Origin of the sequence: Streptomyces telluris (genome assembly GCF_024519335.1) — a bacterium.
Taxonomy (GTDB): Bacteria; Actinomycetota; Actinomycetes; order Streptomycetales; family Streptomycetaceae; genus Streptomyces; species Streptomyces telluris.
Map to the genome: position 1 here is coordinate 1 of NZ_JANIID010000052.1, position 12,134 is coordinate 12,134.

12 protein-coding genes and 1 pseudogene are annotated in these 12,134 nt (G+C 73.3%); 5 read left to right on the forward strand and 8 right to left on the reverse strand.

Annotated elements, in window-relative coordinates:
- Together NQU55_RS33765 and ctaC are read right to left on the reverse strand one after the other, a co-directional pair.
- Positions 1-226, reverse strand: a pseudogene (locus NQU55_RS33765) (aa3-type cytochrome oxidase subunit I); the annotation flags it as partial.
- The gene (gene ctaC / locus NQU55_RS33770) at positions 223-1,194 is read right to left on the reverse strand and encodes an aa3-type cytochrome oxidase subunit II (protein ID WP_058044771.1); all 972 of its coding nucleotides are present in this window, start codon (positions 1,192-1,194) and stop codon (positions 223-225) included. The gene ctaC and the pseudogene NQU55_RS33765, both read right to left, overlap by 4 nt.
- 278 nt (positions 1,195-1,472) lie before the next feature.
- On the opposite strand from ctaC, the gene NQU55_RS33775 reads away from it, so the two are divergent.
- Entirely contained in the window at positions 1,473-2,855 is a 1,383-nt protein-coding gene (locus tag NQU55_RS33775; RefSeq protein WP_168094989.1) for a cysteine desulfurase/sulfurtransferase TusA family protein, read from the forward strand.
- Between the two features lie 62 nt (positions 2,856-2,917).
- On the opposite strand, the gene NQU55_RS33780 is transcribed toward NQU55_RS33775, so the two are convergent.
- Positions 2,918-3,892, reverse strand: a complete 975-nt coding sequence (locus tag NQU55_RS33780; protein ID WP_168094988.1) for a carbohydrate kinase family protein — start codon at positions 3,890-3,892, stop codon at positions 2,918-2,920.
- A gap of 175 nt (positions 3,893-4,067) precedes the next feature.
- Between NQU55_RS33780 and NQU55_RS33785 the strand changes: the two genes are divergently transcribed.
- Entirely contained in the window at positions 4,068-4,283 is a 216-nt protein-coding gene (locus NQU55_RS33785) for a hypothetical protein (RefSeq protein ID WP_168094987.1), read from the forward strand.
- Between the two features lie 138 nt (positions 4,284-4,421).
- Positions 4,422-5,942: a hypothetical protein gene (locus tag NQU55_RS33790; RefSeq protein ID WP_168094986.1), complete on the forward strand. Its 1,521-nt coding sequence runs from the start codon at positions 4,422-4,424 to the stop codon at positions 5,940-5,942.
- A gap of 79 nt (positions 5,943-6,021) precedes the next feature.
- Here the strand turns inward: NQU55_RS33790 and NQU55_RS33795 are convergent, their stop codons facing one another.
- Positions 6,022-6,378 (reverse strand): HesB/IscA family protein, encoded by a 357-nt coding sequence (locus NQU55_RS33795; RefSeq protein WP_058044766.1) that lies wholly within the window; start codon positions 6,376-6,378, stop codon positions 6,022-6,024.
- Between the two features lie 246 nt (positions 6,379-6,624).
- On the opposite strand from NQU55_RS33795, the gene nadA reads away from it, so the two are divergent.
- Entirely contained in the window at positions 6,625-7,812 is a 1,188-nt protein-coding gene (gene nadA, locus NQU55_RS33800) for a quinolinate synthase NadA (protein WP_256791722.1), read from the forward strand.
- Positions 7,813-7,893: 81 nt separating this feature from the next.
- Here the strand turns inward: nadA and NQU55_RS33805 are convergent, their stop codons facing one another.
- Together NQU55_RS33805 and NQU55_RS33810 are read right to left on the reverse strand one after the other, a co-directional pair.
- Positions 7,894-8,589 (reverse strand): response regulator, encoded by a 696-nt coding sequence (locus NQU55_RS33805; protein ID WP_168095062.1) that lies wholly within the window; start codon positions 8,587-8,589, stop codon positions 7,894-7,896.
- Between the two features lie 21 nt (positions 8,590-8,610).
- Positions 8,611-9,828 carry a bifunctional adenosylcobinamide kinase/adenosylcobinamide-phosphate guanylyltransferase gene (locus NQU55_RS33810; protein ID WP_168095061.1) on the reverse strand — a complete coding sequence of 406 codons (1,218 nt, stop codon included), beginning with the start codon at positions 9,826-9,828 and terminating at the stop codon, positions 8,611-8,613.
- Positions 9,829-9,966: 138 nt separating this feature from the next.
- Between NQU55_RS33810 and NQU55_RS33815 the strand changes: the two genes are divergently transcribed.
- A complete protein-coding gene (locus NQU55_RS33815; RefSeq protein ID WP_168095060.1) occupies positions 9,967-10,176 on the forward strand; it encodes a glycosyltransferase family 25 protein in 210 nt (69 codons plus the stop codon).
- 46 nt (positions 10,177-10,222) lie between these two features.
- Here NQU55_RS33815 and NQU55_RS33820 read toward each other — a convergent pair whose 3' ends face one another.
- Positions 10,223-11,311 (reverse strand): S1C family serine protease, encoded by a 1,089-nt coding sequence (locus NQU55_RS33820; RefSeq protein ID WP_168095059.1) that lies wholly within the window; start codon positions 11,309-11,311, stop codon positions 10,223-10,225.
- 97 nt (positions 11,312-11,408) lie between these two features.
- Positions 11,409-12,119 (reverse strand): class I SAM-dependent methyltransferase, encoded by a 711-nt coding sequence (locus NQU55_RS33825; RefSeq protein ID WP_206329819.1) that lies wholly within the window; start codon positions 12,117-12,119, stop codon positions 11,409-11,411.
- Between the last annotated feature and the right edge of the window lie 15 nt (positions 12,120-12,134).

Below are 12,134 nucleotides of genomic sequence, written 5' to 3' on the forward strand. Positions count from 1 at the left end.
TGATCTGCGTGCCGGGACGGGCGAGTTCGGCGCGCATCAGCAGCGCCATCAGACCGCCGATGCAGAAGAACGCGAACGACGTGACCAGATACATCGTGCCGATGGTCTTGTGGTCGGTGGTGGTGAGCCACTTGACCGCATTGATACCGGGCTGCTTCTGGCGGACTGGCGGTGCTGCCGTGGCTGTCGCGGCGGCGGCACCCTGGGGTTCGTTGAGGATGCTCACTTGTTCTTGGTCTCCGCGTTCTTCGCGTGATCCGTCTGCGCGATGCCCGCCGGCTGGTAGCCGGTCTGGCCCTTCGCGGCCAGCTCCTTCAGGTGCTGCTTGTAACGCTCAGGAGAGACGACCTTGACGTTGAACAGCATCCGGGAGTGGTCCTGGCCGCAGAGCTCGGCGCACTTGCCCAGGAAGGTGCCTTCCTTGTTCGGGGTCACCGTGAAGCTGTTGGTGTGGCCCGGGATGACGTCCTGCTTCATCAGGAACGGCACCACCCAGAAGGAGTGGATGACGTCCCGCGAGGTGAGCACGAACTGAACCGTCTCGCCCTTGGGCAGCCACAGCGTGGGGCCCGGGTTGTTGGTCTGCTCGTTGCGCGTGCCGGGGATGCCGATGTCGTAGACACCCTCCGCGCCCTTCGGTGCCTTCGTCAGGAACCGGTCCGGGATCGCGTCGAGCTCCTTGTTGTCACGGAGCGGCTTCGCCGGGGTCGCGGCGTTGCCGTCGACGTCCTCCATGTAGTTGAAGGCCCAGCTCCACTGGAAGCCCACCACGTTGATGACGTGCTGCGGCTTTTCAGGGTTGGTGAGAAGCTTGTTCTCGTCGCGAGCGGTGAAGTAGAAGAGCACCGACACGATGATGATCGGGACCGCGGTGTACAGCGCCTCGATCGGCATGTTGTACCGGGTCTGCTGGGGCACCTCCACCTTCGTCCGGCTGCGCCGGTGGAAGATGACGCTCCAGATGATCAGGCCCCACACCAGGACACCGACCACGAGGGCGGCGGCCCAGGAGCCCTGCCACAGGGAGAGGATCCGCGGCGCCTCTTCCGTGACGGGAGTGGGCATTCCGAGGCGGGGGAAGTCCTTATATGTGCAACCGGAGGCGGTCGCCAGGACAGCGCCCGCGGCCAGCGCCTGCAGCAGCTTCCGCCGCACCGGGCGCCGCGACGAGCGGTCGGAGCCGTTGGGACTCACGTAGCGCCTTCCCGAGAGTCTCGCCCGTGCGGCCGGCTGCGGCCGTCTCGCTGGTCGGTCGCCGGCCCGCTGCGGGCAGGGGTTTGGATGTTTATGCGGACCAAACCCTACTGGACGCTATTTGGGGCCGCGCGGGGAGGGTGCCCAACGCGCCGCGTCACTCCCCGAAGGGATGGAATCCACGGGTCCGGCCGCCGTCTGGGGGACCGTCAGACGGCTGCTTCGCAGGTCGGGCGGTACGCACCGGCCACGCGCCGGCGGCAGGTTAGTTTCTGGGTGTGCCCTACTTCGACGCCGCCTCCGCCGCACCCCTGCACCCCGTCGCCCGCCAGGCGCTGCTGGCCTCCCTCGACGAGGGCTGGGCCGACCCCGCCCGGCTCTACCGCGAGGGCCGCCGGGCCCGGCTGCTGCTGGACGCCGCCCGCGAGGCGGCCGCGGAGGCCGTCGGCTGCCGCCCGGACGAGCTCGTCTTCACCCCTTCGGGTACCCGCGCCCTGCACGACGGCATCGCCGGCGCCCTCGCCGGGCGCCGCCGCACCGGCCGCCACCTCGTGGTCTCCGCCGTCGAGCACTCGGCCGTGCTGCACTCCGCCGCGGCCCTGGAGGCGGCCGGGGGCAGCTTCACCGAGGTCGCCGTCGACCGCGGGGGCCGGGTGGCCCCCGGCGCCTACGCCGCCGCGCTGCGCCCCGACACCGCGCTGGCGGCCCTGCAGTCCGCCAACCACGAGGTGGGCACCGTACAGCCGGTGGCCGAAGCGGCCGAGGAGTGCCGGGCCGCGGGCGTGCCGCTGCTGGTGGACGCCGCGCAGTCGCTCGCGTGGGGGCCGGTGGAGGCCGGCTGGTCGCTGCTGACGGCCAGTGCGCACAAGTGGGGCGGTCCGGCGGGCGTGGGCCTGCTGGCCGTGCGCAAGGGGGTGCGCTTCGCCCCCCAGGGACCTGCGGACGAGCGGGAGTCGGGCCGGTCGCCGGGCTTCCCCGACCTGCCCGCGATCGTGGCGGCGGCCGCGTCGCTGCGGGCCGTGCGGCAGGAGGCGGCGACCGAGGGCGCCCGGCTGCGGGCGCTGGTCGCGCGGATCCGCGAGCGGGTGCCGGCGCTCGTGCCGGACGTGGAGGTGGTGGGCGACCCCGCGCGGCGGCTGCCGCATCTGGTCACCTTCTCGTGTCTGTATGTCGACGGCGAGACGCTGCTGCACGCCCTGGACCGGGCGGGCTTCTCGGTCTCCTCCGGCTCCTCGTGCACCTCCAGCACGCTGGCCCCGAGCCATGTGCTGCAGGCGATGGGCGTGCTGTCGGAGGGGAACGTCCGCGTGTCGCTGCCGGCGGGCACCGCGGAGGAGGACGTCGAGCGCTTCCTGGACGTCCTGCCGGGCGTGGTGGCGTCCGTGCGGCGGCAGCTGGGCGCGCCGGCCGCACCGGAGCCGGTCTCCCGGACGGCGTCGGAGCTGGTGATCGACTCGCTGGGCAAGCGCTGCCCGATCCCGGTGATCGAGCTGGCCAAGTCCATCGGCGACGTGCCGGTGGGCGGGCTGGTGACCGTCCTGTCCGACGACGAGGCCGCGCGGCTGGACATCCCCGCCTGGTGCGGCATGCGGGAGCAGGAGTACGTGGGCGAGCGCCCGGCGGAGCGGGGCACGGCCTACGTCGTGCGGCGCCGCACCTAGGACGCGTGAGCCCCCGCCCCCGGGCGGGGGCAGGGGCTTTCGCGCACCAGGACAGGATGCGACTAGGACAGGTGCGCCTTGACCTCGGCGGCCGCCTCGTCGCCGTAGGCCTTGGTGAAGCGCTCCATGAAGTGGCCGCGGCGCAGCTCGTACTCCTGGGTGCCCAGGGTCTCGATGACGAGGGTGGCGAGCATGCAGCCCAGCTGGGCGGCGCGCTCCAGGGAGAGCTCCCAGGTCAGGCCCGTGAGGAAGCCGGCGCGGAAGGCGTCGCCGACGCCCGTCGGGTCGACCTTGGCCTCTTCCTGGGCGCAGCCGACCTCGATGACGGGCTCGCCCGCGCGCTCGATGCGCACGCCCTGGGCGCCGAGGGTGGTGACGCGGGTGCCGACCTTGGCCAGGATCTCGTCCGCCGACCAGCCGGTCTTGGACTCGATGAGGGCCTTCTCGTACTCGTTGGTGAAGAGGTACGTGGCGCCCTCGACGAGGACGCGGATGTCGTCGCCGTCCATGCGGGCCAGCTGCTGGGAGGGGTCGGCGGCGAAGGGGATGCCCCGCGAGCGGCACTCCTCGGTGTGGCGGATCATCGCCTCGGGGTCGTCGGCGCCGATCAGGACCAGGTCGAGGCCGCCGACGCGGTCGGCGACGGGCTGCAGCTCGATCTGGCGGGCCTCGCTCATCGCGCCGGTGTAGAAGGACGCGATCTGGTTGTGGTCCTCGTCCGTGGTGCAGACGAAGCGCGCGGTGTGCAGGACCTCGGAGATGCGCACCGAGCCGGTGTCCACGCCGTGCCGCTCCAGCCAGGCGCGGTACTCGGCGAAGTCCGCGCCGGCGGCGCCGACCAGGATCGGCTGGAGGCCGAGCAGGCCCATGCCGAAGCAGATGTTGGGGGCGACACCGCCGCGGCGGACGTCGAGGTCGTCGACGAGGAACGAGAGCGAGACGGTGTGCAGCTGGTCCGCCACGAGCTGATCGGCGAAACGGCCGGGGAACGTCATCAGGTGGTCGGTGGCGATGGAACCGGTGACAGCGATACGCACGGCGGTTCTGCTCCTGCGGGGCGAGGTGGGCGGGCGGAGTGGTGGAAACAAGACGAGCCACACCACGCTACCGGGTCCGGATATCGCACCTGGATACGGTTTCGGCCACCGTCCGGACAAAATTACCAAATAGTAGCCCTTTCATCGTGCGTCGCGGGGTGCATACGGTGCCGTCATGCCGAACCCTGTGAAGGACGTCACTTTCTCCGACTCCGAGCCCGAATCCCTGGCGGAGCTGCGCGGGCTGTGCGCGCGGATGTCCCCGCACTGGACGGGCGGCACCGGGCAGCGGCAGGCCGCCGCGGTCGTCCCGCCCTCGTGGATCAGAGGGGTCTCGGTGCCGGCGGGGGCGCCACGGCTGATCGACGGAATGTCGGAGTACGGCGACTGATGCCCGGATACGGCGACTGACAGATCCGGTGTAGACGCATCCCGGTGGAACCACTCGCTCCTGCGCTCCGTCCAAACGGCGTCCCCTTCGCAGGGGATGCGGCGCTACAGACATTGGGCGGAGTGAAGGAGCGATGTGGTGAGCACCGAGGGCGGCAGCCCCGAAGGCAAGCAGCAGCGGAAGCGGTCCCGGCTCGCGGTCGCGTCGGTCGCGGCGGCGGTGCTGCTGGCCGGTGGCGGCGGGGCGTACTGGGCGGCCACGGCCTCGGAGGGCGACGGCGGCAAGGACAAGGGCTCGGCGGGCGGCGAGAGCCCGCCACCGCCCCTCGCGCTGGACGCCCCGGCCACGGGCGGTGGCCCCTCCGGCCCCCCGCACCAGGGCATCGCCGTGGGCGAGCCGGACCCGAGCGGCGTGCGCTACCGCGCCGAGGGGAAGCTGCCCGACGGGCCGCGGACGGCCCCGGTGCGGCTGCCGAAGGGCGAGGTGAGCCGCGAGGACGCGGCCCGGCTCGCCGAGGCCCTGCACGTGCCGGGCGCGCCCGCCGCGGACGGGGACGTGTGGCGGGTGGGCGGCCCGCCCGGGGCGGACGAGCCGGTCCTGCGGGTGGCCCGCAAGGCGCCGGGCAACTGGTCGTTCGCGCGCTTCGGCGACGCGGGCAGGAGCTGTGCGCACCCGGCCTCGGGACCGGCCACGGCCCCCGCGGCCGACCTCTCCCCCGGCGCCGCCGACCGCTGCCCGCAGCAGGCGGGCGGGGCCTCGGACGGGCAGCCGCCGGTGCCGGAGGAGAAGGCGAAGGGCGCCGCCGCGCCCGTGCTGAAGGCGCTGGGCCAGGACGACTCCAAGGTGGACGCCTCGGTGCTCTTCGGCGCCGTGCGGACGGTCAACGCCGATCCCGTGCCGGACGGCCTGCCGGCCTTCGGCTGGCGGACGACCCTGGAGGTCGGTGCGGACGGGCGGATCGTGCGCGGCAGCGGTCAGCTGCAGGTCCCGCCGAAGGGCGCGACGTACCCGGTGGTGACGGCGGCCGAGGCGCTGAAGGAGCTGAACAAGGGCGGCGGCACCGGTGGCGGCGGGATCGGCGGCTGCGCCTCACCCGTCCCGCACGACGGCTCGGACGTGCCGGGCGGCTTCACACCGCCCTGCCCGCCCAAGCAGCCGCCGCGCGAGCCGGCGACGGTGACCGGGGCGGCGTTCGGCCTTTCGGCGCAGTCGGTGGCCGGGCGGCCGGCCCTGGTGCCGTCGTGGCTGTTCCAGGTGCGCCTGCCGGGCGCGGAGAAAGGCAAGGAGATCACCGTCGCCCAGCCCGCGGTGGACCCGAGGTTCCTGGTGAAGCCCTCGCCGGCGCAGGACCGCTCCGAGCGCCCGGGCAAGGGCGAGCCGAAGTCGTCCCCCGTGCACGTGACGTCGTACAGCGTGGAGGACAAGAAGCTCGTCCTGCACTTCTGGGGCGGGGTGTGCCAGAACTACGCGGTCTCCGCCGAGCAGTCCTCCGCCGCGGTGACGGTCAAGGTCACCGGCACGGAGAAGGAGCCGGGCCGGCAGTGCGTGCTGATGGCGAAGAAGTTCGACGAGACGGTGACGCTGGACGAGCCCCTGGGCGACCGGAAGGTCGTGGACGTCTCGACCGGGAAGCCGGTGGAGCGGCAGCAGGAGAAGTGAGCGGATCACCGCACGAAACCGCGAAGGCGGTGGCCCCGGCCGGGGCCACCGCCTTCGCGGTGATGAGGGTGGTGACGGCTTAGCTGAAGGAGTCACCGCAGGCGCAGGAACCCGTGGCGTTCGGGTTGTCGATCGTGAAGCCCTGCTTCTCGATGGTGTCGACGAAGTCGATGGAGGCGCCGCCCAGGTACGGGGCGCTCATGCGGTCGGTGACGACCTTGACGCCGTCGAAGTCCTTGACGACGTCACCGTCGAGCGAGCGCTCGTCGAAGAAGAGCTGGTACCGCAGACCGGAGCAGCCGCCGGGCTGGACGGCGACACGCAGCGCGAGGTCGTCACGGCCTTCCTGCTCCAGCAGGGCCTTGACCTTGGCGGCGGCGGCATCGGACAGGAGGATGCCGTCGCTCACAGTGGTCTTCTCGTCCTGAACGGACATCTGCTTCACTCCCGGGTTTGGTGCGGACTGCTTGCCCTCGGCTGCAACCGCCGGTCTCCCGGATTCATTCCGGGCCTGCTGCGGTGTATTCCGCCTTTCATGCTCGCACACCGTTCGCCGGATCGGGAATGTGTCACATCGACGCGATCACCATCGTCAAAGTGACGCGAAGCGGTTATGATAGATAGCGTCATATTGACGACAAGGCCCTTTCCGGCCGTCCGCAGAACAGAAAGGGTGCGTGACGTGACCACCGCCCAGCCCTTGGACTTCCAGGCCCCCTCTCCTTCGCCCCTCGCGCTCCTGCTGCTCGGCCGCGAGGCCGACCCGAAGAGCGAGCGCGGTGTGGAGTGCCCCGGCGACCTGCCGGCGCCCTCCGACCCGGACCTGGTGGAGCGTGCCCGAGCGGCCAAGGCGAAGCTCGGGGACAAGGTCTTCGTGCTCGGCCACCACTACCAGCGCGACGAGGTCATCGAGTTCGCGGACGTCACCGGCGACTCCTTCAAGCTCGCCCGCGACGCCGCCGCCCGGCCGGACGCCGAGTACATCGTCTTCTGCGGCGTGCACTTCATGGCCGAGTCCGCGGACATCCTCACCACCGAGGACCAGCAGGTCGTCCTGCCGGACCTCGCCGCCGGCTGCTCCATGGCCGACATGGCCACCGCCGAGCAGGTCGCCGAGTGCTGGGACGTGCTGACCGAGGCGGGCGTCGCCGACGTGACGGTCCCGGTCTCGTACATGAACTCCTCCGCCGACATCAAGGCCTTCACCGGCAAGCACGGCGGCACGATCTGCACCTCCTCCAACGCCGAGCGCGCCCTGACCTGGGCGTTCGAGCAGGGCGAGAAGATCCTCTTCCTCCCCGACCAGCACCTGGGCCGCAACACGGCCGTCCGCGACATGGGGATGTCCCTGGACGACTGCGTCCTGTACAACCCCCACAAGCCGAACGGCGGGCTGACCGCCCAGGAGCTGCGCGACGCCAAGATGATCCTGTGGCGCGGGCACTGCTCGGTGCACGGCCGCTTCTCGCTCGACTCGGTCGACGACGTGCGCGAGCGCATCCCGGGCGTCAACGTCCTGGTGCACCCCGAGTGCCGGCACGAGGTCGTGGCCGCGGCCGACTACGTCGGGTCGACGGAGTACATCATCAAGACCCTGGAGGCCGCCCCGGCCGGCTCCAAGTGGGCCATCGGCACGGAGCTGAACCTGGTCCGGCGCCTGGCGAATCGATTCGCCGACGAGGGCAAGGAGATCGTCTTCCTCGACAAGACCGTCTGCTTCTGCTCGACGATGAACCGCATCGACCTGCCGCACCTGGTGTGGGCGCTGGAGTCCCTCGCGGACGGCAAGGTCGTCAACCGCATCGAGGTCGACCCCGAGGTCGCGGCGTTCTCGAAGCTCGCGCTGGAGCGGATGCTGGCGCTGCCGTAACCGCCACGGCACCCTCCTCGGGCCCGCTTTCCCCGGGGCCCGCGCTTCCCGGGGCTCCGCAGCGGGCCCCGGGAGCCGCCGCTAGTCCGTCCTCGGCCGGACCAGGCCCGACTCGTAGGCGATGACCACGAGCTGGGCCCGGTCCCGCGCCCCCAGCTTCGCCATCGCACGGTTGACGTGCGTCTTGACGGTCAGCGGGCTGACCTCCAGGCGCTCGCCGATCTCGTCGTTGGACAGCCCGCCCGCCACCTGGACGAGCACCTCGCGCTCGCGGCCGGTGAGCGCGTCGAGCCGCACGGCCCGGCCCGCCGGGCGCTCGGGCTCCCCCGGCTGCGCGAGGAACCTCGCGATCAGCCCCTTCGTCGCCGCGGGCGACAGCAGCGCCTCCCCCGCCCGCGCTATCCGGATCGCCGACAGCAGCTCCTCCGGCTCCGCGCCCTTGCCGAGGAACCCGGAGGCGCCCGCCCGGAGCGACTCCACCACGTACTCGTCGACCTCGAAAGTGGTCAGCATCACCACGCGGACGTCCGCGAGGGCCGGGTCGGAGCAGATCGCCCGGGTGGCGGCGAGGCCGTCCGTACCCGGCATCCGGATGTCCATCAGGACCACGTCCGGTGCCTGGCTGCGCGCGAGCTCCAGGGCCTCGGCGCCGTCGGCGGCCTCCCCCACGACGGTCATGTCGGGCTCGGAGTTCACCAGGACGCGGAAGGCGCTCCGCAGCAGGGCCTGGTCGTCGGCGAGCAGGACGCGGATGGAGGGGCGGTCGGGTGCAGGCATGGGCCTCAGGGTACGGAGCGCTCAGCGCAGCGCGAGCGCCTGACCCGCCACCACCAGCAGGACGTGCTCGCACTCCGCGGCCACCGCCGCGTTCAGCCGGCCCAGCTCGTCGCGGAAGCGCCGCCCCGACGCCGTCGCCGGGACGACCCCGGACCCCACCTCGTTGCTCACCGCCACGACCGTGCGCCGCGTGGCCCGCACGGCCGCCACCAGCCCCGCGACCCGCGCCGCCAGCGCGTCCGCTCCCCCGTCGGCCCACGACTCGTCGTCCCACGCCCCGACCGAGTCCATCGCGTCCGTCAGCCACAGCGACAGGCAGTCCAGCAGCAGCGGCGGGCCCTCCTCGGCCAGCAGGGGCACGAGGTCGCAGGTCTCGGCCGTGCGCCACGAGCCGGGCCGGCGCTCGCGGTGCAGGGCCACCCGCGCCGACCAGTCGGCGTCGCCGGGGCGGGTGCCGCCCGTGGCCACGTAGAGCACGTCGGGGAACGACTCCAGCCGCCGCTCGGCCTCCACGGACTTGCCCGAGCGGGCGCCGCCCAGCACCAGCGTGCGCCGCGGCAGGTCCGGCACCGCGTGGTAGTCGCCGACGACCAGCGTCGTGCCGTCGGGCACCGTGCGGGCGCCGGCCGCGGCCAGCTGCCGGTGCAGCTCGCGCCCGGGCGGCACGTCGTGGTCGAGGTGGACGGCGAGCACGTCCGTCGTGGCCGTGACGGCGCCCGCGGAGCGCAGCCGGGCGAGCGCGTCCGGCCGGCCGAGGACGTCGAGCAGCACCATGTCGTACGGGCCGGCCGGGCGGTCCGGGCCGGGGCCCGGCCCGTTCAGGCCGGCGGGGGCCGCGCCCGGCGGGAGGTAGAGCAGGCGCTCGCCGTCCGCGGCGGTCACCTCGTACCCCGTGCCCGGGGCGTCCAGGGCCACCGCCCGGATCCGGTGGCCGCTGATCACGGCCAGCTCCCGGCCGTCCGGCACCCGCACCGGCGCGGGCAGGCCCGCCGGGAACTCGACGGCCGGCCCGTCGTGCGGGTGCGAGAGCAGGACCTGCCGGACCCCGGCGATCGACCGCCCCGCGCGGGCCGCCGCGAAGGCCGGCCCGGGGGTGAGGTCCAGCAGCAGCGCCCCGTCGACGAGGACCGCGGTCGCGGCCCGCGCCTCGTCGCCCACGGCGGTGGAGCAGGAGGCGCAGGGGCAGTCGGGGCGCGGCAGCCCTTCGGGGGCTCCGGTGCCGAGCAGTGTCAGTTCCACGCACTGATCGTCTCGCGTCCGCGCGCGGCGGGCGCGCGGGGCTCACCCTTTCTCGTCGCCGACGGGCCGTTAGGCTGCGCAGCGCAGCACGTATGCAGGACCTATCCAGCACGTTCCGGTGGGACTCAGGAGGCGGACATGGCGTGGTTGTGGCGGTTCGAGAAGGCCGACGGGACGGAGACCTCCCCGGCGGTCGAGCCGGAGGAGTTCACGACGCAGGGGGACGCCGAGTCCTGGATCGGCGAAGTCTGGAAGGAACTCCTGGACGGCGGCGCGGAGCAGGTGACGCTGTTCGAGGACGACGCGGAGATCTACGTGATGAGCCTGCGCGCGGCGGCCGAGAGCTGATCTGCGCCCCGCCGCCCGCCGCCCCCGCCCGGGGCGGCGGGCGGTCTCAGATCTCACCGAGGGTCACGGTGGTGGTGTGCTCGGTGCCGTCCCGGTCGTAGGTCACCTCGGTGCGCTCGCCCGGTTTGAGGCCCGCGAGCGCCTCGGACAGGGACTGCATCGTGGAGATGCCGTTCCCGCCCACCGCGGTGATCACGTCCCCGGCGCGCAGGCCCGCCCGGTCGGCGGGACCGCCCTGGGTGACGGCGACGACCGCGACGCCGGCCGGGGTGAAGTCCGGGCCGATGATCGTGCGCCCGGTGATGCCGAGCGCGGCCCGGCCGGAGTCGGTGACCCTGCCGCTCTTGACGATCTGGCCCGCGACGGTGCGGACGGTCGCGGCGGGGATCGCGAAGCCGATGCCGGGCGCCGGGCCCCGGCCGAGCTCCGGGTCGGTGGCGGCGAGGGTGGGGATGCCGATCACCTGGCCCGCGAGGTTGACGAGGGCGCCGCCGCTGTTGCCCGGGTTGATGGCCGCGGAGGTCTGCACCATGTTGGCGATGGTGGCGCCGGTGCCGCCGCCGCTGCGGCCGGAGCTCACGGTGCGGCCCACGGCCGAGACGATGCCCTGCGTGACGCTGCTGGACAGGCCCAGCGGATTGCCCATCGCCAGCACGATCTGGCCGACCTCCACCTTCGAGGAGTCCCCGAAGGCCGCGGGCTTGAGGTTCCTGGGGACCTCGTCGAGCCGGATGACCGCCAGGTCCTGCTCGGGATAGCTGGAGACCAGCCGGGCGCCGACGGGGCCGCCGCCGGTCGCCAGGGTGACCTTGAAGGACTGCGCGGAGCCGACGACGTGGGCGTTGGTGACGATGTTGCCCTTGTCGTCGTAGACGACGCCCGAGCCCAGGCTGTCGCCCGCGGTGATCTGCACGACGGACGGCAGGACGTCCTTGACCACCTTCTCGTAGGCGGCCTGGAGGTCCCCGGCGGACCCGCGGATGGTCGGCGCCCCGGACACGGAGGGCGCCTTCTCCGGCCCCTCCCGCTCCGCGGGGCGGGGCGAGGTGGCGGAGCAGCCGGCGGTCAGCGCGGCGGAGCAGACGAGGGCGGTCAGCAGGAGCGTGGCACGGGCGTGGGCGCGTGAGCCATCCATGCTCGGAGTATTGCCCGTACGGGGGCCCCTGTCCCGGCCGGGCCTACGAACGGGTGGTGCGGGCCGGGCGGAGCGGCCCCGGGCGGGCCCGGGGCCGCTAGCCCCGGACCCCGCACAGGTGCAGCAGCGCCGCCACCGAGCGGTACGGGTCCGTCCGGCCCGCGCGGTCCTCCGCGGTCAGGAGCCGTTCCAGCTCCGGGCCCCCCGGCGGCTCACGGCCGTCGAGCGCCTGGTCGGTGAAGACCCGCACGCCGTACCAGCTGTGCAGCGGCGCGCCGATCCCGGCGAGCGTCGCGGTCAGGGTCTCCCGGCGGTCGGCGCGGACCTCCAGGCCGATGCGGTTGGTGTAGGCGGGCGAGTCGAAGGCGGCGAGGGCGGTGTCCCAGTCGCCGGCGAGGCCCGGGCGCATGGCCAGGGCGTCGGCGTTGCGCACCAGGAGGGAGAGCAGGCCGCCGGGGGCGAGCACCCGGGCCAGGCCGGCGAGCATCGGATCCGGCTCGGGCACGTACATCAGGACGCCGTGGCAGAGCACGATGTCGAAGGAGCCCGGGGTGAAGTGGGCGCCGGTCTCGCGGCCGTCGCCCTGGACGAGCCGCACCCGCTCCCGGATGCCCTCCGGCTCGGCGGCCAGCGCCTCGCGCAGGGCGCCGAGCATCACGGGGTCGGACTCCAGGCCGGTGACCTCGTGGCCGGCGCGGGCCAGCCGGAGGGCCTGGGTGCCCTGGCCGGGGCCGACGTCGAGGATGCGCAGCCGCCGTCCCACGGGATAGCGGGCGCTTATCTGCTCGTCGAGCTGGCGTGCGACCAGCTCCTGCCGGACCGT